General features: G+C 46.2%; 20 protein-coding genes, 3 tRNA genes and 1 riboswitch. Of the genes, 14 read left to right on the top strand and 9 right to left on the bottom strand.

What is annotated here, in order from left to right; all coding sequences use genetic code 11:
• Positions 1–206 precede the first annotated feature (206 nt).
• The 3 genes from PBN151_RS31970 to PBN151_RS16160 all read right to left on the bottom strand — a co-directional run bounded on the left by PBN151_RS31970 (position 207) and on the right by PBN151_RS16160 (position 2307).
• Complete coding sequence (locus PBN151_RS31970) at positions 207–398, bottom strand: hypothetical protein (RefSeq protein ID WP_227774732.1); 192 nt, start codon at positions 396–398, stop codon at positions 207–209.
• Positions 399–421: 23 nt separating this feature from the next.
• Positions 422–1492 carry a DUF3810 domain-containing protein gene (locus PBN151_RS16155; RefSeq protein WP_072729836.1) on the bottom strand — a complete coding sequence of 357 codons (1071 nt, stop codon included), beginning with the start codon at positions 1490–1492 and terminating at the stop codon, positions 422–424.
• A gap of 739 nt (positions 1493–2231) precedes the next feature.
• A tRNA-Ala gene (locus PBN151_RS16160) sits at positions 2232–2307 on the bottom strand.
• A 739-nt stretch (positions 2308–3046) separates the two neighbouring features.
• Between PBN151_RS16160 and PBN151_RS16165 the strand changes: the two genes are divergently transcribed.
• The 13 genes from PBN151_RS16165 to PBN151_RS16235 all read left to right on the top strand — a co-directional run bounded on the left by PBN151_RS16165 (position 3047) and on the right by PBN151_RS16235 (position 18327).
• Complete coding sequence (locus PBN151_RS16165; RefSeq protein WP_072729805.1) at positions 3047–4090, top strand: ATP-binding cassette domain-containing protein; 1044 nt, start codon at positions 3047–3049, stop codon at positions 4088–4090.
• Positions 4087–4902: an ABC transporter permease gene (locus tag PBN151_RS16170; RefSeq protein ID WP_021252101.1), complete on the top strand. Its 816-nt coding sequence runs from the start codon at positions 4087–4089 to the stop codon at positions 4900–4902. Before PBN151_RS16165 ends, PBN151_RS16170 begins: the two co-directional genes overlap by 4 nt.
• 389 nt (positions 4903–5291) lie before the next feature.
• Positions 5292–5367: transfer RNA gene (locus PBN151_RS16175), tRNA-Lys, on the top strand.
• 620 nt (positions 5368–5987) lie between these two features.
• Positions 5988–9194 carry an S-layer homology domain-containing protein gene (locus PBN151_RS30485; RefSeq protein ID WP_083545170.1) on the top strand — a complete coding sequence of 1069 codons (3207 nt, stop codon included), beginning with the start codon at positions 5988–5990 and terminating at the stop codon, positions 9192–9194.
• A 95-nt stretch (positions 9195–9289) separates the two neighbouring features.
• Positions 9290–9388: transfer RNA gene (locus PBN151_RS31350), tRNA-OTHER, on the top strand.
• A gap of 177 nt (positions 9389–9565) precedes the next feature.
• A complete protein-coding gene (locus PBN151_RS16200; protein WP_072729806.1) occupies positions 9566–11572 on the top strand; it encodes a serine hydrolase domain-containing protein in 2007 nt (668 codons plus the stop codon).
• 82 nt (positions 11573–11654) lie between these two features.
• Positions 11655–12350, top strand: coding sequence for a response regulator transcription factor (locus PBN151_RS16205; protein ID WP_072729807.1), 696 nt, complete (start codon positions 11655–11657; stop codon positions 12348–12350).
• On the top strand, positions 12334–13716 hold the full coding sequence (locus PBN151_RS16210; protein WP_072729808.1) for a HAMP domain-containing sensor histidine kinase: 1383 nt from the start codon (positions 12334–12336) through the stop codon (positions 13714–13716). Before PBN151_RS16205 ends, PBN151_RS16210 begins: the two co-directional genes overlap by 17 nt.
• A gap of 78 nt (positions 13717–13794) precedes the next feature.
• Positions 13795–13901: riboswitch (TPP riboswitch) on the top strand.
• A 145-nt stretch (positions 13902–14046) separates the two neighbouring features.
• Positions 14047–14640 (top strand): YkoF family thiamine/hydroxymethylpyrimidine-binding protein, encoded by a 594-nt coding sequence (locus tag PBN151_RS16215; RefSeq protein WP_072729809.1) that lies wholly within the window; start codon positions 14047–14049, stop codon positions 14638–14640.
• Between the two features lie 85 nt (positions 14641–14725).
• Positions 14726–15301 (top strand): ECF transporter S component, encoded by a 576-nt coding sequence (locus PBN151_RS16220; RefSeq protein WP_072729810.1) that lies wholly within the window; start codon positions 14726–14728, stop codon positions 15299–15301.
• Position 15302: 1 nt separating this feature from the next.
• Entirely contained in the window at positions 15303–17180 is a 1878-nt protein-coding gene (locus PBN151_RS16225) for an ABC transporter ATP-binding protein (RefSeq protein WP_072729811.1), read from the top strand.
• Positions 17167–17952 (top strand): energy-coupling factor transporter transmembrane component T family protein, encoded by a 786-nt coding sequence (locus PBN151_RS16230; RefSeq protein WP_072729837.1) that lies wholly within the window; start codon positions 17167–17169, stop codon positions 17950–17952. Before PBN151_RS16225 ends, PBN151_RS16230 begins: the two co-directional genes overlap by 14 nt.
• 87 nt (positions 17953–18039) lie before the next feature.
• A complete protein-coding gene (locus tag PBN151_RS16235) occupies positions 18040–18327 on the top strand; it encodes a hypothetical protein (RefSeq protein ID WP_072729812.1) in 288 nt (95 codons plus the stop codon).
• 230 nt (positions 18328–18557) lie between these two features.
• Here the strand turns inward: PBN151_RS16235 and nrdR are convergent, their stop codons facing one another.
• Positions 18558–19037, bottom strand: a complete 480-nt coding sequence (gene nrdR, locus PBN151_RS16240) for a transcriptional regulator NrdR (protein WP_005551582.1) — start codon at positions 19035–19037, stop codon at positions 18558–18560.
• Between the two features lie 127 nt (positions 19038–19164).
• On the opposite strand from nrdR, the gene PBN151_RS16245 reads away from it, so the two are divergent.
• Positions 19165–19386: an alpha/beta-type small acid-soluble spore protein gene (locus tag PBN151_RS16245; protein WP_021252111.1), complete on the top strand. Its 222-nt coding sequence runs from the start codon at positions 19165–19167 to the stop codon at positions 19384–19386.
• Positions 19387–19453: 67 nt separating this feature from the next.
• On the opposite strand, the gene PBN151_RS16250 is transcribed toward PBN151_RS16245, so the two are convergent.
• From PBN151_RS16250 to polA, 5 genes are all read right to left on the bottom strand, one after another.
• A complete protein-coding gene (locus PBN151_RS16250) occupies positions 19454–20041 on the bottom strand; it encodes a lytic transglycosylase domain-containing protein (RefSeq protein ID WP_021252112.1) in 588 nt (195 codons plus the stop codon).
• Entirely contained in the window at positions 20038–20634 is a 597-nt protein-coding gene (gene coaE / locus PBN151_RS16255; RefSeq protein WP_072729813.1) for a dephospho-CoA kinase, read from the bottom strand. Before coaE ends, PBN151_RS16250 begins: the two co-directional genes overlap by 4 nt.
• A 29-nt stretch (positions 20635–20663) precedes the next feature.
• Positions 20664–21404 carry an MntP/YtaF family protein gene (locus PBN151_RS16260; protein ID WP_072729814.1) on the bottom strand — a complete coding sequence of 247 codons (741 nt, stop codon included), beginning with the start codon at positions 21402–21404 and terminating at the stop codon, positions 20664–20666.
• 139 nt (positions 21405–21543) lie between these two features.
• A complete protein-coding gene (gene mutM / locus PBN151_RS16265) occupies positions 21544–22377 on the bottom strand; it encodes a DNA-formamidopyrimidine glycosylase (RefSeq protein WP_072729815.1) in 834 nt (277 codons plus the stop codon).
• A gap of 99 nt (positions 22378–22476) precedes the next feature.
• Positions 22477–24006 (bottom strand): DNA polymerase I (gene polA, locus PBN151_RS16270; RefSeq protein WP_072729838.1); only part of this gene is annotated, 1530 nt, incomplete at its 5' end.

A 24006-nucleotide genomic window follows, 5' to 3' on the forward strand; every position in this document is an offset into this window, starting at 1 on the left:
CTAAAATATACTATTGGACGGAATTCCCAGAATGATCTTATCACACTTATTGATAAATTACATCTTTATCGATCATCGTTTTCAGGACGTTTATTACAACGTAGTCCTTGTACTCCAGTTCCTTCGTCTCAGTTCGTATAATAGCTGCAAAATATCCTAATATGGCAGAGCATTTAGAAGATTTAGTATTAATGGATGTTGTTCACTTATTCTTTTTGCGATATCTTCACTTGCTTCACCAACAGACTGGTAGCAAGGCTCTGTGAATCGAGTTCCTCTTCCAGCCAATTCACATATACACATCTATCCGGCAGTAGTTTTTTCCAATCACAATATACATTTACCGACGCTCCAGCATATGGAATGGGAAATACTTTTATTTTGTTTATTTCACTCACTCCTAATAATATCTATACTTTATTTAATGATACTTCTCTATTCCTCGCTGCTCTGCCAGCAACAAATTTACCATACCACTATAGCTATTCAAACCGTCTGTCTGATTATTCGCCTTCAGATATAAGTCATTTACAATTCTTGAAATACTCGAAATAACACCCTCATACTTATCCCGATACTGCTCATTTTGTACTATGTCATGCTGCACCGCCTTGGACAGACTGGACATTATATCAGACGCCTGATCTGAATCAACTTTCTTTAGTGCTGATATAGAATAATCAAACGCTAGAAAAAAACCACTGTAGAGTATCATTGGATCATCCTGCTGCTTACATGCCAGATAAGCTATAAAATTTGCCTCATCCTCATGCATAAAACCACTCTGATGTGCCAATTCATGTGCCATAGTAGCAGACACTAAGAAAACTGGCACATTAACATTAATATTGGATTCAAAAGTAAAAGGGACAAAAATACCGTGTATCCCTGCACGCGACATTAGTTTTGACATCACCACTGGTTTTGGTGTTGAATATAAAGAATGCTCCAAAACAGGATATTTCTTTGATAACATTTGCATCGACAGCACTGCGTGTTGTGCATAATAATTAAAATTATCCGGTACTTGAGCCAAAAGAGCAGTATCCTCTAACTTTTCCCTTGCCAATTCCATTTCAACAGCAAGTGACTTACACAATTTCACTAGTTCGTCCTCGCTGTAGTTTCCCTCTTGATATTCGGTATAGGACAAAAAAGAATATCTGTGATAGTTTATTCCACCCAAAACAGTATAGCAAAAATATATCACGCTACAGATTGCAACTATTCCTAGAGTACCACGATAAACTACCATCCTACGTGCACCTTTACTCATGATAACCTTGCGCACATAATAACCTATATAAAATAGAAAAAGTAACACAACCAACACTACGAGCCATTCACTAATAGAAAATTTGACCCAAGAAGGTACAAATCCTACTGTTTTTGACAATATCGGATATACAGACCTACTGTATTTTTCTGCCCAATCCTGATGGTTCTGCGCGTATTTTGTCAGTATATAAGCCATAACTCCAAGTGAGATCAATGGCAATCTCTTAAGTAAAAGCTTTTTGATAACACATCCTCCTATCAAATTACATACTATGTATAATTATCGCGATTTTCATCCTAGAGTACCATTCCTTCTCTTTATCTTCAAGTAGTTAGACTACCTTAGAGGTGGAATGGGACGCCGTGCTCTCTCTCCTTCGGTTCCCTGCGCGCGGACGAACCCGGGTTCGCTCCCCCTTCTTATACTCCACCAATGCAAAAAAACACGACCCATTGGATCGTGTACGATTTATACATTTGGTGGAGCCAAGGTGATTACGCTCGCAATCCTCGCTCCATCCTTTACGGGATGTCCCATTCCTGATTATTCTTGCTGTCGAAGCTCACTCAACGATGACTACCTTAGAGGTAGAATGGGACGCCGTGCTCTCTCGCCTTTGGCTCCTTGCGCGCGGACGACCCCGGGTTCGCTCCCCCTTCTTATACTCCACCAATGCAAAAAAACACGACCCATTGGATCGTGTACGATTTATACATTTGGTGGAGCCAAGGTGATTACGCTCACAATCCTCGCTCCATCCTTTACGGGATGTCCCATTCCTGATTATTCTTGCTGTCGAAGCTCACTCAACGATGACTACCTTAGAGGTAGAATGGGACGCCGTGCTCTCTCGCCTTTGGCTCCTTGCGCGCGGACGACCCCCGGGGTTCGCCCCCTTTTGCAATCCACCATAATAAAAAAAGCAGCCCATCGGCTGCATTTATTATTTATTTGGTGGAGCCAAGGGGGATCGAACCCCTGACCTCTTCGCTGCCAGCGAAGCACTCTCCCAGCTGAGCTATGGCCCCATATTTTTGTATGCCAAATTATTATACTACCTCAACACAATTTCCTGCAAATTCCTATTATTGGCCTTGGTAGATTATTTTCTACTTCTTTTTAACAATTTCATAGCAATAGGAAGCACTTAGACATCATTCCTTCTTTTTTCTCTATTTATCTTTCTTTTTCATTAAACTGTTCAAAGTAGATAATCCGTTGAGTCGTGTTTTTTGTTACATCGATTTCATTATCAATTGACTCGAAATGGATATCATTGTATTCTCTAACGAAGATATTCCCTTTTCTTCCCCCCCTCGAAGCACACCCTTGTGTATAACTTCGTCTACATCATCGTCATCCCAATTGTATGCTTTGGAGGTATAGGAGCACTTCTTGGATTAAGTCTCTCAAATGACAATTTTCCCGAAGTCTATACATACATCCTCCAAAATGATCATATCATCATCATTGCGAACATCATTCTAGGACATACGCTCGTATCGAGCATATACCGAACACAAGCACACTAATCCATTCATTATCTACCTCCTTATTGAATAACATTTATCCTAGATAACACGCTGTTGGTTAGGCGTGTTTCTTTGTGCTCATAACAAGGCTTCATCTTCCCCGTTGTTTATCGGTCTACAGACTGACTGGAAAACCATTCCACAGAAGGTTTATCAGGCTGTAAATTACTTTTACAATGCAAATAGACTAAAAAACGAGTGCAAACATTCCATCTTGAAGTAAGGAGAAATGGAAATGAACAATAATTTCAACATAGCAGGTTCGAGCAGCAGTGAATGGGCTGTTCAAGCCCGTGGGCTCGTCAAAACATTCGGAGACAATCGCGCTGTCGATGGCGTAGACTTGAACGTTCGTGCTGGTTCGATATACGGAGTCCTGGGTCCGAATGGAGCAGGGAAGACAACGACGATTCGCATGTTAGCTACATTATTGCGTCAGGATGCTGGCGAGGCACGGATCTTCGGACACGATGTCGTGAAGGAATCCCATATCGTCCGTCAATTAATTGGGGTCACAGGACAATACGCATCGGTTGACGAGTCCCTAAGCGCTACCGAGAACCTCATTATCTTCTCGCGGCTGCTCGGTCTAGGTCGTGCGGAAGCGCGGCGCAAGGCTGCTGACTTGTTAGAGGAGTTTGGCTTGTCAGAGGCAGCCAAGCGGCCGCTCAAGAACTTCTCCGGAGGCATGCGACGCAGACTTGATTTGGCTGCAAGCCTCATTGCTCAGCCCCCGCTCATCTTTTTGGATGAACCGACAACAGGGCTGGATCCGCGTACGCGCTCACAGATGTGGGATACGATTCGCCGTTTGGTCGACACAGGCTCAACCGTGCTCCTCACCACACAATACCTCGATGAAGCCGATCAGTTGGCAGATCGTATCGCGGTTATCGACCGCGGCCAAGTTGTCGCAGAAGGCACCGTGGATGAACTTAAGGCTTCCGTTGGAACGTCGTCGCTGCATTTAAGGCTTCAACATGAAAAAGATATCGCCGATGCGCGTACAATCGTAGAGCAAGTACTTCAAGTCCGCTCCAATGTAACCGCCGAAGCTGGAACGATTACTGCACCGATGGCCGACGCCGACCAAGTAACAGACCTGTTGATCGCTTTTCGCAACCAAGAAATTCGACTTGCCGAAATCAGTGTACAAAAACCTACACTTGACGAAGTATTTCTAACCATCACTGGGAACAGCTCGTCGGGTGCTATAGAGAACACGAACGCGATCCACAATACCGAACGCATGAACGTTAGAGAGGAGGCACGTGTATGAGCAATGCAACCGTAAATAAGAGCCCCCACCAGCAATTAAAAAACTATGCCAGCTTCGGTCAGTCACTACGTAATTCAATGACAATGGCCTATCGTGGGCTGCTCAAAATAAAGCGTACCCCCGAGCAATTGTTCGATGTAACCATTCAGCCCATTTTGTTTACCCTCATGTTCACCTATATATTTGGCGGGGCAATCTCAGGAAATGTACATGATTACTTACCAATCATTATCCCCGGCATTCTTGTTCAGACGGTCATTACAAGTGCCGTCGCCACTGGTGTCCAATTGCGTGAAGATATGGATAAAGGCGTATTCGACCGCTTCAAGTCACTTCCGATCGCGCGTATTGCGCCTTTGGCGGGAGCCCTTCTGGCAGATACGATCCGCTTTGCCATTGCAACCGTACTCACCTTCGTGATGGGCTACTTAATGGGCTATCACCCAGCCGGAGGCCTAGGTTATGTCGCAATCGCCGGCTTGCTTGTCATTGCATGCTCCTGGGCAGTCAGCTGGATTTTTGCCTTCTTCGGCGTCATTGCTCGTACAGCAGCTAGCGTACAAGGGATTGCCATGATGGTGCTGTTCCCGCTCACCTTTCTCTCTAATGCGTACGTACCGGTCAATACGATGCCAGATTGGCTTCAATGGTTTGCTAATATCAACCCAATCACCCATTTAGTAAGTGCTGTACGTGAGCTCGCCAATCAAGGCACGATCGGCATTGAATTTGGCCTCACTCTCCTGTGCGCTATGGTCATTGTAGCCATCTTTGCCCCACTCACCGTCCGCGCGTATATGCGCCGCACCTAAATTTCAAATACGTAGCAGATGGATAACCTTGCAGCTAATGTTCAGCAGATGGTCACCATGGGTGGTCACTCAATATACAGCCCTCAACAATTTGGGTAACTGAAAAAACATCTGAACACGTAAATGTAAACATCTACGGTAAGGAGCAGAGAACTAAATCCCTGCTCCTTATCGCATGATACGGGAAATGGAAGTATTCCTAACAGAGTCATACTACACCCTTAGCAGAGAAGGGGATATCCTTGAATATCCACGGATAACCCCCTTAATTCTATTTTACGAATCGCCTGTAGAGGTCTATACTTAAGGGGTGTTAAGGAACAAGGCACTTCTTAAACAGCTTCGTTCAATCGGGATGCAGCAATCCCCCTTGAACCCAGTTATCATATGGGTTCTTAGCTCAGTTGGTAGAGCAGTTGACTCTTAATCATCAGGTCGAGGGTTCGAACCCCTCAGAACCCACCAATTATGTGATCAAAACGGCAGAGAATGCCGTTTTTTGTTGTTCTGATCGTTACTTCCCAATGCAGCTTTGTTTTATAATAACCTCACATTTAACTCACGAAATAATTTGAGATACGGATTTATCTCGTTATTCGCACTATCCCCATACATTCTCTTCGAACTTAACACCTGCAACTAATTACCCATCAAATTATTGAATCAATAGGTTAAAAACAATGATACTTACTTTCATAAACAAAATCTAAAACAAGTGTAAAACTCTATATTCCTATATTTTGGGGTTTTATTTCAAATCCCTCTAGGCCCTATCATAATAACCATCAATTCCTTCTATTAAAATAGATATTGACCGATTTTAGTAATTATTTATCTTAAAAAATATTTGGTTCTATATAGCATGAAAAGAAAAATGATCCTTTTCCTAATAAAAAACTGATAAACAACCGATAAAATGAAAGTAATAAAATATAGGTCTTAAGGAGTGGTTATCTTGTCAGCTTGGCTCAAAAACAATCACTATTTAATACCAAAATAGGATTTTCATTCGTATTTCTAAATTTGGCAAGGTAGCTCCTACATGAGCATCCTAGAAAAAGACAGCAAAGTGGAGGTTTCGAGTGATGTCCAGAAGTAAATCAAGTAAATTATTAATTTCCGTTCTATCAACAAGCTTACTATTTGCCTCAGCCGGAGTGGCCTATGGTCAAACCATTAATTCAGATATAGTAGGACATTGGGCGGAGAGTCAATTAAGAAATTGGAATGCTCAAGAACTGATTGAAGGATATCCAGATGGTTCTTTTAAACCGAATAAGACCATTACGCGTGGAGAATTCATGGCTCTCATTAACCGTTCATTTCAATTCAGTCAAACAACAGACATAAGTTTCATTGATATGAAAGAATCGAATTGGGAATACACAGAAGTTCAAAAGGCAGTAAAAGAAAATTATATATACGGCTATGAAGACAATTCTATACGCAGCTCCAAACCATTAAGCCGCCAAGAAGCGGCTGTTATTGTGTCAAAACTATTGAAGATGACTGACGATGAACAGGCAGCCAATGTATTTAATGATGCCTCATCAATCGCATTATGGAGCAAAGGCAAAGTAGGCGCTGCAGTATCCAAAAAGATCATTATAGGATATTCAGATCATACCTTCAAACCAAAAGCTTATATTACAAGAGCTGAAGCAGTTGTGATGCTGGATAAAGCGAAAAGCCTTATCCTAGAAAAAATACCGGACAATAACGGCAAAGTTGTGCCAGAGACCAACCCGGAATCTAAAAAACCAAGTACCGAAGCGAGCAACATTTCTCAATCCAAATCAAAAAAAGAGGTAGAAGTAATATATACATACGGGTCCAACTCCGATTCTAAATCTGAATCAAAACCAGAAACAATACCGGATCCGACTCCCAAACCTGACCCTATACCAGAACCAGAACAGAAACCGGAGCCAAAACCAGAACCTAAACCAGATCCAAAACCAGATCCAGGGCTGCCTAGTGTTACAGGCGTGACGTATACGACTTCTTTGGAAAATTATATTGCAGCGGGAGTATCTCAAGTCGCAACGCTAACAATTACGAATGATGCGGCATCAGCGGGTATGCTCCGCGCTACGTTTACGGATGGTACATCTCCTGTGGCTGTTAATGTTGTACTGAACGGAACAGAGACTGCGACTCATATAGCTACAGAAATTGCTGCGGCATTTGGTTCTGCAATTAAAGGATGGAATGTAACAGCCAAAGGTGCGGATGTAATCTTTACAGCTGATGCCCCTGCAACGAATAATTCGAGTGTTGCAGCTAATGTAGAAGGTCTAGGGACAGGCATAGGTATTCTTTCGAGTAAGATTACGACACCGGGCGCTGAAGCTATTTCAGGCACTGCTCAGGTAGCGACATTATCTATATCTAACGGCGCTAAGGCAAAAGGTTCATTTTATGTAAGATTCACAGATGGGACAACTCCTGTTCAAGTAGATATCTACTTAGCTGGAACAGAAACTGCCGATGAGGTAGCTGCAAAAATTGCCGCAGCTTACGGAAACTCTATTTCGGGCTGGACTGTAATGGCTAATGGTTCGGATGTCCTCTTTACCGCTCAAGCACCGGCAACGAATAATGACAACGTTGCAGTATATATTTTAGAAGCTTCGGGAGTAGGAGCTCCGATGAGTACAATCACTGTACCGGGAGATATTAGCTCCAACACAGCTCAAGTTGTGACATTACAGCTTCCTGGAAGTGAGCATCAAGATGGTCCGATTGCCGTTAAATTTACTGACGGCATTTCCACAGTAACTATAAAGACGACATTGCTGGACTATCCGGAAACAGGTGCTCAGCTAGCGGAGAAAATTGCTGCGGCGTTCGGAAACTCTATTCCGGGCTGGATCGTATCTACAGACTATACACGTGTATTATTTACAGCCAATGCTCCTGCCGAGAATAATCCGAAGGCTGTCGCAAGACTATCGGGGGATCATACTGGAGTAGGAATGCCAGATAGCACGATTACCACCTTGGGCAATCCAGCTGCCTCTGCAGGTGCTACACAAGTAGCGACATTATCAATAACTAACGGTGCTAAAGTACAGGATTCAATTTATGCTGATTTCACAGATGGTACAACGTCCAATCGTGTAAGAATCGACTTAGCAGGAACAGAAACCGCAGATGAGGTGGCTGCAAAAATTGCCGCAGCTTACGGAAACTCTATTCCGGGCTGGACTGTAACGGCTAATGGTTCGGACGTCCTCTTCACCGCTCAAGCGCCTGCGACGAAAAATGACAACGTTGCAGTATATATTTTAGAGGCTTCGGGAGTAGGGGCTCCGATAAGTACAATTACTGTACCAGGTCATATTAGCTCCAACACAGCTCAAGTTGTGACATTGCAGCTTCCTGGAGGCGAAACTAATGATGGCCCGATTGGCGTTAAATTTACTGATGGCATTTCCACAGTAACTATAAAAACGACATTGCTGGACTATCCGGAAACAGGTGCTCAACTAGCGGAGAAAATTGCTGCCGCGTTCGGGAACTCTATTCCGGGCTGGTCCGTATCTACAGACTACGCGCGTGTATTATTTACAGCCAATGCTCCTGCCGAGAATAATCTGAAGGCTGTCGCAAGACTATCGGGGGATCGCACTGGAATAGGAATGGTGGATAGCACGATTACCACCTTAAATAATCCAGCTGCTTCTGCTGCACAAGTTGCAACATTAGAAATTCCTAACGGAGCAAAGGCTCCCGGTTCGATTCATGCAGAATTTACAGATGGGTTAACCCCTGTTGCCGTAAATGTACCCGTAGCAGGCACGGAAACAGCTGATGAGCTAGCGCTGAAAATTGCTACGGCATTTGGTTCTTCAGTTATCGGGTGGGATGTTGCCGCCATTGGCTCAAACGTCCAATTTACGGCCCTAGTACCAGCTGCAAATAATGATCTTGTTGTCGCAAAAGTAGAAGAGATGCCAACAGGAATCGGACAAATGAACAGTACAATCACCTCAGAAGGGGTTGCTGCCTCTATAGGCGGTACGAAGGCCGCAACTTTAACAATTACCGAAGGCGCAAAAAAAGAAGGAACACTCTTAATTACATTTACGAATGGAACGGCATCCTTTCCTGTTCATGTCACACTCACAGGAACCGAGACACCTGCTGAAGTAGCAACCAAAATTGCACAAGCATTTGGAAATTCAGTTTCCGGCTGGAACGTAGCTGCAAATGATAAAAATGTACATTTTACAGCTAACATCCCTACTGCAATCGATACAAATGTCAGCATCACGATCCAAGAATAGCTGTTAGTTAATAATTGTAAACCTAATTGCCATCGCAGGAATATATCCGTACTAGGAGGTTCCCGCGATGGCATAACTGAAACCCTTGAAACTAAGGGTTTTTATTTTGCTTACTTCCCCTATTCTCTCGCCCTTATCGAATGAAAAAACCATTAATCATCAGGTCGAGGGTTCGAACCCCTCAGAACCCACCAATTATGTGATCAAAACGGCAGAGAATGCCGTTTTTTTGTTGCATCCCATGTCCCCTCCCCTAAGATTCTGTCGTTCATCGAAAATTTCACTTTACATTAAGGTTACATAGAATCTGGATTAAGTTTGCTCCTATATTCTGATGATGTACGAAAATGATACAGAGGAGAGAGCAAACAATGAATATGTTTTCCAAGCGCGTGACGGCCATTGCACTGACCTTCATCGTAGTAACCGGCATGCTGAGCGGTACGGGTACATTATCAAAAGTTTCGGCGGCAGCATCCGTAAACATAGGTCCACAAGACCCAAAAGAAGTTGAGCAATTTGCCGATAAATTTTTTAGCCGTCCAGAAATTAAGGACAGCCTGGCAGGAGCTGCGTTTGTCGTCGTCAAGGGCGACAAGGTGCTGTTGAAGAAAGGCTACGGCTATGCAGATGTGGATAAGAAGCTGCCAGTCGATCCGAATCGAACCGTATTCCGCGTTGCTTCAATTTCCAAGGTGATCACCGCTACGGCCGTGATGCAATTGGCAGAGCAGGGCAAAATCGATTTGAACAAAGATGTGTCTGCATACCTGGGAGATATTAATATCTCAAATAAGGCTGGCACTCCCCTAACCACGAAGCATTTAATGACGAATTCGACCGGATTCGAATTCGGGGACGGCTCCGAATTATCTACGGACGATTTAACTCGAGAAGTATCTATCAAGCAATATGTATCGGACAATACGCCTACGGTGATCCGCAAGCCTGGCGAGTACTATCGCTATGACAATCTAGGCTTTACGATTCAAGGTTACATCGTAGAGCAAGTGAGCAAACAGCCATTTGGCGCATACGTGCAGGAGCATATTTTTAAACCGCTAGGTATGACAAACAGCGATTTCCGCTTAACCTCGGACATCACGAAGCACCTGGCCGTTCCCTATAACGTGATGGGAGAAGCAATTCCTACCTACGCAACCGTTCCGACAGAACTTCCAGGCGGCGGCATGCTTTCTACAGGCGCTGATATGGCCAACTTCATGCTCGCCCATCTTAACGGCGGCAAGCTGGGAGATGCAACGATTCTTAAGAAAGAAACAGCAGCGGAAATGCATAAGCCTCAGCTTGCCATACATGAGAAGCTGCCGAACATGGCATACGGCTTTGAATACGCCAATCAGCAGCTATACAACGGACAATATATGATTGAAAAAGCCGGGGATATGGCCGGGTATCACAGCAATATGTGGTTGATTCCTAATGAAAAGGTCGGCTTTTTCGTCACTGTTAATAAGGATGTTGAGTTCCGTAAGGAATTGTTGGCAGCATTTATGGATCATTATTACCCGAAGAAAGAAGGCGCCCAGGTTCCTAATGAGCAAGCGAAACAATCGTTGGAAAAATTTGAGGGCGTGTACAGCGACTTGCGGAATCGGATGTGGACCTCTCGCGTTCATGCCAAGGATGGCAAGCTTATCGTGAAAGATCCGCTAGGAGAGCATGTGCTCCGTGAAATCGAGCCCCTGCTTTTCCAAGATGAACAAGGCGTAAAAGCTGCATTCACATTAAATGACAGCGGCGAGGTAAAGGCATTTTATTACGACCTGAAATCAGATAGTTGGACCGAAAAATTAGCAGCGCCGCAGCATTATCTGGATGTTAGTGACGACCATCCGTATGCTCCGTATATCTATCACTTGCGCCAATTGAAAGTCATTGATGACAGAAGCGGAGACAACCGCTTTCAGCCTGCACAAGCAATTACCCGGGAACAGTTTATCGGTTGGTTTATTCGATGGGCCGGGGTATCTCCATCCAAGAGCAAGCCTGCTTTTATAGATATATCCGACAGTGCGTTTGCTAAAGAAATACAAGCCGCGTATGAGTTTGGCGTCATTCAGAGGCCAGAGAACGGCAAATTTCATCCGCAGGAATTGTTGACGCGCCAAGAAGCAGCAACTATTATATGGCGTATGGCAGTCGAACATTTAAGAACAACGCCGAAAAAAGTTTCCCTCCAGGATCACACCGATTCCTGGGCGCTGGAAGGCGTTCAGTTCGTCATAGCCAAGCAATTATTTGGCCCTGAAATTGTCCAAGGAAAAGACGGGGCGTTCGACTACCGATCCAAGCAGCCGATGCTGAAGCAAGAAGCTGCAGCTATGTTGTCTAAGTTTGCCGACAATTTATTCTAATCCAGCACAACTCCCGATCGATCTGCGCTAATCCGCAAGTTGATCGGGAGTTATTGTTGCATACATAGAGGTGAAACAACAAATGAAAACCATACTTGTCATTGATGATGAAGCCGAAATTCGGGAACTGCTGACCATTTATTTGACCAACCACGGCTATGCTACGATTACAGCTGGAAACGGTGTCGAAGCTATGACCATCTTGCAGGGTAACCCCATCGATTTGGTCATAGCCGATATTATGATGCCGCACATGGATGGCTTGGAATTGCTCAAAAGGACGCGGCACAATTCGCAAATTCCGTTCCTCTTTATTTCCGCCAAGTCTGACGATATGGACAAAATATATGGCTTGCAGCTCGGGGCGGACGATTATGTGGGCAAGCCCTTCAATCCGCTGGAAGTCGTCAGCCGCGTGCAAGCGCTGTTTAGGCGAATCGACTCCTTTGCCAAGGTGGATAACCAGGAGCAGGAATTTATCGAAATCGGAGATGTGAGGCTGAATATAAGGAGCTGCCAACTGTTCAAGTCCGGTATCCAAAAAGAACTGACATCATACGAGTTCAAGATTTTGGAGCTCCTTATGAGAGAGGCTGGCAGAGTATTAACCAAAGCCCATATTTACGAGCAAGTATGGGGCGAGGAATACATCGGAGACGAAAATTTAATTATGGTGTACATAAGCAAAATCCGTGAAAAAATTGAGGATAACCCGAGAAAGCCTGTCCATCTCATTACAATTAGGGGGTTAGGCTACCGTTTTGAAAAAAGCAAATAATCTCTCCGGTCGACGTCCCTTAAAACGGGTATTTTTTCGAAATTATGCAGTGATCTGCGTCCTAATGATCGCAGCGATCATTGTATCTCTCCTTAGCACGAACCTATTTATGAGACGATATATAGATGAACTGGTCGTTGCTCAAATTAATGGAACGGATATTTATCGATACCCTTTCCATAACATCAGTGAGCATTTGCTGGACAAGTACGGCGGCTGGTTCGAAATCGTGAATGAGTCAGGCGAGATCATTTTTGTCAAAGGAAACAAAGAGGACGACATCAAGCATTACGAAGAAGGTCAAATGTATGCCAAAATGGATGTAGAGCGAAACGATGATGCAATCTCCTATCATGCTTATCAAGCAAAAGGGCCGAACGGCGAATCTTATGTATTGTTGTGGAAAATTCCTGAACGCTTGTTGAAATTATCAACTGCGACAACGATCTTTGCTGCACTATTAGCTATTTTATTGTTTATCCTGCTTTACTTTTACGCCCGCTATTCGGTTAGACAAGTGAAAAAGCCGCTGCGGCAAATCTTAGAAGGCATCAAAGAGATGGAGCACTTCAATTACACGAAGCGGCTTCATTACTCAGCCGAACAGGAATTCGCGGAAATACAAGATGCGTTTAACGGCATGGCTGAACGTTTGCAGCGCACTTCTGCCGAGAAGGAAGCTGCCGAGAACAATAAGCGAAACATGCTGCTTCATCTATCGCATGATTTGAAGACGCCGATTACTTCGATTTACGGTTATTCGCAGCTTCTGTTGGACAATCAGGCATTGGAAGACAAGGATACCCGAAAATATATTCAATACATTTACGATAAGTCAGCTTATATGGCCAATTTGATTAAAGACCTATTTGAACTGGCGAAGCTGGATGACAAGCATACGGAATTGAGCAAAGAGAAAGTGAACGTTACGAAATGGTTCCAGCAGCTCGTGGTGGAATTTTATCCGGAAATAGAAGAGAAGGGATTTGAGCTTGATGCACATATCCCGGAAGAGCCGCTCTATGTCAAGATGGACAAGATTCATATGAGTCGCGTCATCACTAACTTAATTAGCAATACACTGCGATATAATCCAGCGGGAACGGTGCTCTATGTCTCATGTGCACGACAAGAAGGAAACGTTATACTGTGGATCGGAGACGACGGAATTGGCGTTCAGGAGCCGATCAAGGAACATATTTTCGAAGAATTCATCCGTGGCGACGGCCCGATTAAAGACAGTACAGGATTAGGTCTCGCCATTTGCAAAAAAATCATAACGCTCCATGATGGCACGATTGAATTAACGCAGGATCAGTGTTACCATACCTTGTTTCAAATCACGTTGACTATTACGGAGGACTAGAGTCCCTTTACAAACGGATCATCCCGTGTATAATGAAAGCTGTCACGCATATGAACAATGGAACAATTGCATAGTGAATTCGAACACTAGGGGTGCTGTAACAAGCTGAGAGACAGCGGCAACGCTGTTAACCCTTATAACCCGAACTAGATAATACTAGCGTGGGGAAGTGTAGTCGACTGATTGATATAAGCTGCGGCTTCGTCATGTTCGTCATTGCATGAAGCCATGTCATACCCTTGTATCCTCAAGCGTAACTGCACCGACTCACGGTGCAGTTTTTTTGTTGTCTGCTGGCCACAATTTGATTCGTCTGGGAGGATATAAGTTATGAGTCAGTTATCTTGCGGCACGAGCCGCATCGTTGGTTGTCGCTTTTCCATCTATCCGATGAGCGATCGCTTCGTTGAACTTATTTTAGGAGCGTTGCGAGACACAGATATGTCTAAGGTATGGTGCCATACCGATGATGTCAGCACCTGGGTTCGTGGGCGCAGTGAACATGTATTCGATGTTGTACAGTCTATCTATTTACATAGCGCGGCAAGTGGAGAACATGTTGTGCTGAATGCTACATTCTCTGTTGGCTGTCCGGGCGACACACAAGGAGATGCCTTCATGAGTACGGACGAAATTCGAATGAATGCGGAACGATATCAAGCGATTCCTCTCAAGGTCGCTGCTCATTTTGCTCTCTACCCGCTCGGAACAGCAGATTACATGGATACGATCTATGAGATCATTGGCCTTGCTAAGGAAGAAGGCACTTTCGATGAGAGCGCTCATTATGCAAGCCGCTTAGAAGGAGATGCACAGCGAGTATTTGCTACACTTGAGAACGCGTTTAATCGGGCGAGAAAATCAGACAAGTCCCATGTGGTGATGACAACTACGATGTCAGCCAACAGCCCTTCCACAAGGTAGCAGCTGAAGAAAAAGAAATTCAAAAATGCAAGCTACAAACCCAACGGACTCATCCGATCATCGTTTTAAGAAAAGAGGAATGTTCATGAATTCGCGAAACAGCCAATGGAAATTACGAGATATCGTCGTTCTCAGTTCATTATCTGTTGTGTTTGCCGTCATTTATCTGCTCTTCTTGCAAATAGGCAATGTGCTTGTTGGCTTTATGGGGCCGATGGGATATGAAGTCATCTTCGGCATTTGGTTTATCGTATCGATCATCGCCACCTATATTATCCGCAAACCGGGGGCTGCCGCCATTTCAGAGACAGTCGCTGGATTGGTTGAGGTATTAATCGGCAACGCCGTAGGACCTATTTTGATTGTGTCCGCCCTTATCCAAGGTTTAGGCGCCGAAGCCGTATTTGCCGCTACAAGATATCGGAATTATTCAACCAAAGTGCTCATGCTGGCTGGGGTGGGCTCCGCTGTATTCAGCTTCGCGTGGGGGTATTTCCGCAGCGGTTATGCGGCCTACTCTGTTGGTCTCATCATCGCGATGTTCGTCGTTCGCTGTATAAGTGGCGCACTCATCTCGGGTCTGCTTGGCAAATGGATTGCGGACGCCTTGGCCAATACAGGAGTTCTGAGAAGCTTCCCAATTGCAAAGGGGCAACGATAACATGGCAAGCCCAGCGCTTCTCATTCCCAATCACCCAGCACAATCGACCTTACAACGTGACGCCGAGCATGGAGCTCTTATTGCACTGGAAGCCACTGATCTGACACTCGCCTTCGAGATCGAAGCCGAGCCCGTCTTATCCAACATCAATGTCACCCTGCATGAGGGGGAAACCGTTCTGCTGCTAGGCCCAAGCGGCTGCGGCAAGAGCTCGCTAGCCTTTTGCCTTACCGGGCTGTATCCACATGCAATAGACAGTCTCGTTGAAGGCAGTGTCCATCTGTATGGCAAGCCAATCGAACAGTACGATTCCGGTGAAGCGGCCCAGCATATCGGAATTGTATTTCAAGATTTCGAAAGTCAGTTCTGTATGCTGCGTGTAGAAGAAGAAATAGCCTTTTGCCTAGAAAATCGGGATTGCCCTCGAACTGAGATGGAATCCATGATTCAAGAGGTATTAGAAAAGGTAGGATTGCTCGGATGGCGACATGCGTATATCCACGAGCTGTCAGGAGGCATGAAACAGAAGCTGGCTCTTGCCTGCGCTCTAGCCCTTCGCGTGCACATGCTTGTGTTGGATGAGCCTACATCGAATCTCGATCCGTATACAAGACATCAATTTGCTGTACTCATTTCAGAACTGGCACGCAAGGAAGGGATGACTCTGCTTATCATTGAGCATCAATTGGACGATTGGATCGGCATGACGGATCGCCTGCTCGTGATGGATGAGGCTGGAGCCCTCGTCTTTGACGGTCTTCCTGTCTCCTACTTCAAGCATCATGCAGCTGAAGCCAAGTCACGCGGTATCTGGCTTCCGCAAGCGCTGGAACTGCAGCAATTCATCCGTGAGTGGTTTAATCGCAGCAACAGTAGCGATAGCAGCAACGATGACGATAGTAGTAACATTTTCGATTTCAGCAATTATGATGAGCAGTCCGTTCATCAGCGTCTCGAGTCCGCAGAACCCGCACTAACCGACGAGGATCTGCTGAACCTGCTGCTGTCGCTCCCTAAATTAGCACAGCAGGATGTGATGCGCATCCTAACATCAGCTCAATCGAACGATTCCCCACGAAAGCCTGAGGAAGTCCTGCAAGCGCACGACCTTGTCTATCGGCGTAAAGGAAGAGTAATCCTTGATCACGTGTCCCTTACTCTGCATGCAGGGGAATGGGTAGCACTTGTCGGCCCAAACGGAGCTGGGAAGTCTACCCTCGCCTCCCTCTTGTCTGGATTGACACAGCCGGATGAAGGTCAAATCATTCTGAATGGCATGCCTCTTCATCGATATGCAGAGCGGGAGCTGAGAGCCTTCATCGGATATGTATTCCAGAATCCAGAGCATCAGTTCATTACTGATACCGTGTTCGATGAACTTGCATTCGGGATGCGCTTGCAGCTTCTGAGCGAAGAAGAAGTACAGCAGCATGTCGGAGAAGCCTTGACACGCTTCCGCTTGAACAAGGTTGCCAATGCCAATCCCTTCTCCATCAGCCAAGGAGAGAAGCGAAGACTCAGTGTCGCTTCCGTTCTTACCGACAGCCAACAGCTATTGTTATGCGATGAGCCGACATATGGACAAGACGCTTATACATCCAAGCAGCTGATGGACACCCTGCAAGCACGAACCCAAGCAGGCGCTACTGTCCTGATGATCACGCATGATATGGAGTGGGTTCAGACCTATGCCGACCGAATTATTGTGCTAGATGAAGGTTGCATACGGTTTGACGGCAGCCCTTCCAAGCTGTGGAGGGAGCACCCTGAGCTCGTGGAGAAGTGTCATCTGCGTATGCCGATGAACTTCGCGGTGGCATCTCGCCTACTTGCACAGACGTCAGGTATCGAAGGAGGAGATCATCCTGATACTCCGTGATTGGAATCCAAGCATTAAGGGGCTTGCGATCATTATAGCGGTTATAATGCTGTCGTTGACGTTCGATCCGGTTACACCGCTTGCAGCCCTTGTCTACATCGTTCTATTTACATTCCTATTGGGGAACATATCATGGCGTAAATGGCTGCTTAGCTTCTGCCCCTTCCTCATTATGGGCATCGGCTACGTGTGGACGGCCCTCGTCTTCCCGCGTTCTGCCGATCCCGCTTCAAGTGCCATTCTATGGCAGTGGGGGTCGTTCATCATTAAAGAGGCCACATTCCAGCAGGCAATCTCACTCGGACTAAGAGTGCTTATCTTCTCCGCCTTGTCGCTCATCTTCATCTTGACGACAGATCCTGGGCGATTCATGCTGAGCCTGATGCAGCAGTGCAAGCTGCCGCCCAAATGGGCATACGGCATTCTGGCAGGCTATCGCTTCCTCCCCTTCTTCAAGGAAGAACTGCGCATCATACAGGATGCGCACCGCATGCGAGGCATAGAACGGGAGCACGGCTGGAAGAGCAAGCTGCGGGCATGGAAGCGTTATGCAATTCCACTGCTCGCTTCAGCTATCCGCAAGTCGGAGCGTGTAGCTGCCGCCATGATATCGAAAGGATTCACAGGCCGACGTGGAAGAGCTTATTATGTGAGGCTTCGAGTTACATGGAAGGATTGGGTCTTACTCGTCCTTCTGCTAGGCGGAATCGCGTTATGCTACTACGTATCCTGGAAACTTGGGTTCGTACAATGGTATCAGGGACAATTGTGACACATTATGACACCCTTTTCGTACATCCTGCATAACATATCTAAGCACATTGTGTGTTCCGCTATTATGCGAAAAGGAGGTCTTTCTATGCCTAAAAAAATCACGCCTAAGAAGATCACGTCTAAGACGTTATCCCCTCATTACTCCAAAAGTGTAAAGTACTTGAAAAAATTCGTTAAGATAAAGGCCAAAAACGGTAACGTATATACAGGCACCATCGTGAAAGTAGATAAAAAGAGAGTGTACTTAAAGGTCAACTCCGTAAAGCATGCGGGAAAAGTACACACTTCATTTTTCCCTTTCATCTTGCCGTTGGTGCTCTTCGATCTCCTTGCTATCGTGCTGCTTGACACCCGTAGAAGAATTATTTTTTAACGTCTATTCTCCCTCAAATGTTTGAGGGAGTTTTTATTTGCACGAAAAACTCACGAACAATTCGAGATAACGCTCCGGCTCCTCAAATCGGGGAAAATGCCCGCTACGATGGAAAATCGTCTGCAATGTAGATCTGCACCTATCCATCAATCCACACTTGATTGCTCGATAAAATACAAAGAACCCCTCAAACAGTTTACTGCTTGAGGGGTTTTCCGAGCTTGTTTAAACTATTTATCTGGGTGTTCGCCAAGGGCGTTCTTCGACAGAAGATGATTCAGTTCCTTCATAAACATGCTGATATCCTTGAACTGACGATAGACCGATGCGAACCGCACATAAGCAACTTCATCTACTGGATAGAGCTGCTCCATGACGAAATCACCGATGACACGGCTGTCTACCTCCGCATGGGCGGTATCGCGCAGCTGCTTCTCGACCTCCGAAGCAATCATCTCCAGCCGTTCCACAGATACGGGACGCTTCTCACAGGCACGAATAAGTCCGCGCAGCATCTTATCCCTACTGAACTCTTCCCTGCTTCCATCCTTCTTAATAACGATGAGCGGAGTCTCCTCCACCATCTCGAATGTAGTAAAGCGTCTGCTGCACAGCTCGCACTCCCGCCTGCGGCGAATAGACTTATTGTCGTTCGCTGGACGAGAATCAAGTACCTTTGTTCCTAAGTGGTCACAATAAGGACACTTCATTTTCGTTCCTCCGTTCTACTCTTGATGTTATCACAATTCACTTTTTAAAAAGTTACCAGTGGTTACCTGTAATGATCTTTGAAAGAATGCACACAATACAATTACCAACCGCAAGGAGGTGAATCAAATGAGCCAAAACAATCGTTCCAGCAACAACTTGGTAGTACCTCAAGCGACTGCAGCTCTTGAACAAATGAAGTTCGAGATCGCACAAGAGTTGGGCATTGCCATCCCATCTGACGGATACTATGGCAACATGGCAACTCGTGACACGGGTTCTATCGGGGGTTACATCACGAAGCGCCTTGTCCAAATCGCTGAACAATCTCTTGCAGGTCAATACAAATAATGACGGAAGAAGCGTCGGACATCATGCGCGATAACGGTATCGGCTTGTCCGATGCTTCTTCTTCATTCTACTTCATTTTCGGATAGATGTTTTTATACTTATCATAATAATGGATAACACGCTGTACGTACAACTTTGTTTCCCCATATGGAATTTGCTGCTTGGCTGTGTCATAGCTGCCGTCCCATACTTTGTTGCGAATCCATTTGTTCACATTGCCGGGACCCGCGTTGTAAGCAGCGATCGCCGCTATCCAATTCTCATTGAATTGCTTATGCAGCGATTTTAGATACCATGTGCCAATAAGAATATTCGGGTCGGCCGTATTTTTCAACTCGTCCAAAGACCAACGATTATTCATCTTCAGCTGCTCCATCGCCCATGTGGCCGTTTCCGGCATCAGCTGCATGACTCCAATCGCTCCCTTGCGAGATTCGCGCCCCGCTTGGAAGTTCGTCTCCACTCGAATGATAGCAGCCACAAGCAGAGGATCTACATCATATTGAGCTGCATATTTGCGGATCTCGTCTTCATATGCAATCGGGTACATCCATCTCCCCAGCCATTGCGACTGAACGAACAACAAGAACAGCATGCCCAAAAACAACAGCAATAGCACTCTCTTTTTGCGGAGCATTTTCATCATACGATTCATGGCAAGCCTTTCTCCGACCAGAAATGGTCGAGCTGCTTGATCGTATCTTCCAGCGAACCGCTATTGTCGATAATAATGTCCGCCAGCTCTCGCTTTTTCTCCATACTCCACTGAGCATTCAGCCTCTGTTCAGCTTCGCGCTCGCTCCAACCGTCCCGTTCCATTAGACGCTGTAATTGAACACTTTTTGGAACATACACTACCAATATCGAATCGAACATCTCGCTTAGACCTGACTCATACAGGAGCGGAATATCAACGACAACAAGACGTTCTGGATAGTCCGTCTCATATTGATGCATTTGACGCTGGATTTCCTTCCGGATAGCCGGGTGGGTGATGCTTTCTAACGCTTTGCGACTTGTCTCATCTGCAAAGACAACCTCCCCTAATCGCTTCCGATTGAGCGTTCCGTCCGCAAGCAGCATGTCCGATCCGAAATGCACCGCAATTTGTTCCAACACGGGACTGCCAGGGAGAACGACTTCCCTGGCAATCTTATCAGCATCAACCAGCAGAGCGCCTCGCTCCACTAGTAATCGGGAGACGGTGCTCTTGCCGGAAGCGATGCCTCCGGTTAACCCGATGTTCATGCCTTCACCTCATTCTATAATAATGCCGCTTACGTCAGCAGCTTAATAATCCCCATTATAATTAGCATCAGGCCTGGCACAAATGACAGCTTCCCAATCCATCGCGCGCCTGCGAATGCAATCCCAATATGAATGCCGAATCGCAGAAATATGCCGCTGAATAAGGCGATAACAATCGCGGTCATGAGTGCAGGATAGCCTAACAACGCAGCTCCTATACCCGCTCCAAATGCATCCAACGACAACGCGACTCCAAGCCATGCAGCCTCTACTGCACTAATGGTGCCTGAACGATCCATGTCCGCAGCGCTTGGAGTCTTCAATATTTGAATGACAACGCCCAGACTCTTCAATTGAATGTGCACCACTTGCCGCGGCTCATCCCCCATCGGAATAGATGGAACTGAAGAGGATTGAACAACTGCTGATACATGCATCTGATCTGCTGCCGCATGTTCACTGCTTGCTATCTGATCCAACCGAGAATCCTCATCGTGCGATGAGCGAAGCAGCTGCAGGATAGCCCAACAGCCAATCCCGACAAGAATAAGTGAACCTATCCACTGAGCTACAGCAGGAGATACATACTGAATAAGCAAGTTGCCCACTTGCATCGACAGTAGAATGACCAGCCCAGAGCAGCACGCAATGACAGCAATTGAAGTCCAAGGGATGCGGAGCCGGCGCAATCCGTAGGTCATTCCTACTCCGAAGCTATCCAGACTCAATGCAAAAGCCAGGATGAACAAAGACACTGTATGAATAAGCAACTACCGTTCCCTCCCGCTAGGCTTCCCGAGCAAGTGCAGACTACGTACAACTCACAGCTCAGGAATCCCGATTTACCATATCATATGGGCAAGAGTGGATAAGAGTGCTTATTCAACTTTTCAGCTTACTTAGATTCCATTACTGAGAACGATGCTGGCATACCGGGCAGTAATGGGTACCCCGACCGCCAACTACTGTCTTCTCAATGATACTGCCGCATTGAACACAAGGTTGCCCTTGACGTCCATACATTTGCAGCTGATGCTGGAACATCCCCATTTCCCCTTGGCCATTCACATATGACTTGATAGAGGAGCCGCCAGCTTCAACCGCTTCCTTAAGGGTATCAATAATCGCGCGATGCAGAAGCGCGTACTCTTCATCCGTAAGCTCATCTGCCGCACGATTCGGGTGAATGCCTGCTCTGAACAGAGCTTCATCCACATAAATATTTCCGATTCCTACTACGATGTGCTGGTTCAGCAGGACTGGCTTAATAAAGCTGCGCCGTCTTCTCATCGCTTCTGCGAAGCGTTCGACAGTAAATTCAGGAGACAAGGGCTCTACTCCCAGCTTATGAAGAGGAGGCTGCTCCCATTCCTCTCCTGCTGCGAATAGATGCATCGTGCCGAATTGGCGGACATCCTTATAACGCAGCTCGGTACCGTCATCGAAATGGAAAATAACATGCGTATGCTTCTCAACTGGCTCATTAGCAGCATATACGCCGTAGCGTCCTTCCATACGCAGATGGGATACAAGAACAAGCCCATCCAGCAGGATCCGCAAGAACTTGCCCCTGCGTTCAACCCGTTCGATCGTGTGACCCTTCAATGCATCACAAAATTGCTCTATTTCTAACGGCCGCTGGATAATACGAGGCAGCGTAACCGTTACCCGCTCAATCCGCTTTCCAGCGACCAATGTATTCAATGTTTGTTTGACTGTTTCTACTTCCGGCAATTCCGGCATGTCCAATCACCTCTTGATATTTTCATTATACCGAAAAAGCCGCTCTCATGTAGGCTTGGCGGTTATTACATCATCCTCGCTCACCGCTTGGCTTACGTTCTACTTCGCTTCATACCAATTCTCGCCGCTGTTTACATCTGCTCGCAGCGGAACACAGAGCTCAATAGCCGATTCCATTACTTCAGGAACAAGCTTCAACATCGTCTCCATCTCTTCATCCGGAACCTCGAATACCAATTCATCGTGTACTTGCAGCAGCATGCGGCTCTTCAGTCCCGCTTCGCGCATACGAGCATCCATCTGAACCATAGCGAGCTTAATAATATCTGCGGCTGTTCCTTGAATTGGAGTATTCATCGCCGTTCGCTCTGCGAATGAACGCAGATTGAAATTAGAAGCATGAATATCCTTCAAGTACCGTCTGCGCTCCAGCATTGTCTTCACATAGCCGTCTTGGCGAGCGAGCTTCACGATGTCTTCCATATACTGCTTAACACCTTGGAATACAGCAAAATACTGCTCGATAAACTGTGCTGCTTCCTTGCGCGTAATATTCAAGTTCTGTGATAGTCCGTAATCACTAATCCCGTATACAATCCCGAAGTTAACCGCCTTCGCCGAACGGCGCATGTTGGCGTCAACCTGCTCAGGAGACACACCAAATACGTCCATCGCGGTCTTCGTATGAATGTCCATGTCATGCAGGAAAGCTTCCTTCAGCTTCTCGTCTCCCGAGATATGAGCCAATACACGAAGCTCAATCTGAGAGTAGTCGGCAGCAACGATATGCCATCCCTTCTCCGAAGGAACAAACGCCTGACGAATCTTGCGTCCTTCCTCAAGCCGAACAGGAATATTCTGCAGGTTCGGGTATTGGCTGCTTAAGCGTCCAGTCGCAGTAATGGTCTGGCGGAAATAAGTGTGGACATTGCCCGTTTCCTTGCGCACTTCCTTCAGTAATCCTTCAATATACGTCGATTGGAGCTTCGTCATTTGACGGTAATGCAGAATCAGTGGAATGATCTCGTGGTAAGGCTCCAGCTTCTCCAATACTTCCGCATCTGTAGAATATCCGGTCTTCGTCTTCTTGATGACTGGAAGTCCGAGCTTATCGAATAGGATCTCACCGAGCTGCTTCGGCGATCCAACATTAAACTCCGTACCCGCGAGCTCGTAAATACGCTTCATTGTCGTCTCAATTTGTTCCGTAAACTGCGTACCTAATTGATTCAGCGCATCTGTATCGACTTGAATCCCGGTCTTCTCCATCTGTGCCAGAACGCGAGACAATGGAAGCTCCAGTTCAAAATAAAGCCGGTTCATTTCCTGCTCCTGGAGCAATTGCTCCATCACAGGCTTCAGCTGGCGTACAAGCTTGCCCTTGCGAGCAGCGTGCAGCGCAACGGTCTCAAGTTCAGGAACCTTGAACTTGGCGCCCTTCCCGTACACTTCTTCATCCGTCGGGCTAGACGACAAGCCGTACTTCTCCGCAATCGCTTGAAGGGACAGTGCCGCATCATCAGGGTTGAGCACATAGGAAGCAAGCTGGGCATCGAATGCGGAGCCATCATAGGGAACGCCTGTCCAATGCAGCACCAATTCCGCATAATGCATATCGTAGCCGCTCTT

The sequence above is a fragment of the Paenibacillus sp. NAIST15-1 genome, assembly GCF_001894745.1.
GTDB classification, from domain to species: domain Bacteria; phylum Bacillota; class Bacilli; order Paenibacillales; family Paenibacillaceae; genus Paenibacillus_B; species Paenibacillus_B suaedae.

What these genes read in the sequence shown, in the direction of transcription:
- PBN151_RS16165 (WP_072729805.1), top strand. Translation starts at nt 3,047, where the DNA reads ATGAACAATAATTTCAACATAGCAGGTTCGAGCAGCAGTGAATGGGCT.
- PBN151_RS16170 (WP_021252101.1), top strand. Translation starts at nt 4,087, where the DNA reads ATGAGCAATGCAACCGTAAATAAGAGCCCCCACCAGCAATTAAAAAAC.
- PBN151_RS30485 (WP_083545170.1), top strand. Translation starts at nt 5,988, where the DNA reads ATGTCCAGAAGTAAATCAAGTAAATTATTAATTTCCGTTCTATCAACA.
- PBN151_RS16200 (WP_072729806.1), top strand. Translation starts at nt 9,566, where the DNA reads ATGAATATGTTTTCCAAGCGCGTGACGGCCATTGCACTGACCTTCATC.
- PBN151_RS16205 (WP_072729807.1), top strand. Translation starts at nt 11,655, where the DNA reads ATGAAAACCATACTTGTCATTGATGATGAAGCCGAAATTCGGGAACTG.
- PBN151_RS16215 (WP_072729809.1), top strand. Translation starts at nt 14,047, where the DNA reads ATGAGTCAGTTATCTTGCGGCACGAGCCGCATCGTTGGTTGTCGCTTT.
- PBN151_RS16220 (WP_072729810.1), top strand. Translation starts at nt 14,726, where the DNA reads ATGAATTCGCGAAACAGCCAATGGAAATTACGAGATATCGTCGTTCTC.
- PBN151_RS16225 (WP_072729811.1), top strand. Translation starts at nt 15,303, where the DNA reads ATGGCAAGCCCAGCGCTTCTCATTCCCAATCACCCAGCACAATCGACC.
- PBN151_RS16235 (WP_072729812.1), top strand. Translation starts at nt 18,040, where the DNA reads ATGCCTAAAAAAATCACGCCTAAGAAGATCACGTCTAAGACGTTATCC.
- nrdR (WP_005551582.1), bottom strand. Translation starts at nt 19,037, where the DNA reads ATGAAGTGTCCTTATTGTGACCACTTAGGAACAAAGGTACTTGATTCT.
- PBN151_RS16245 (WP_021252111.1), top strand. Translation starts at nt 19,165, where the DNA reads ATGAGCCAAAACAATCGTTCCAGCAACAACTTGGTAGTACCTCAAGCG.
- PBN151_RS16250 (WP_021252112.1), bottom strand. Translation starts at nt 20,041, where the DNA reads ATGAATCGTATGATGAAAATGCTCCGCAAAAAGAGAGTGCTATTGCTG.
- coaE (WP_072729813.1), bottom strand. Translation starts at nt 20,634, where the DNA reads ATGAACATCGGGTTAACCGGAGGCATCGCTTCCGGCAAGAGCACCGTC.
- mutM (WP_072729815.1), bottom strand. Translation starts at nt 22,377, where the DNA reads ATGCCGGAATTGCCGGAAGTAGAAACAGTCAAACAAACATTGAATACA.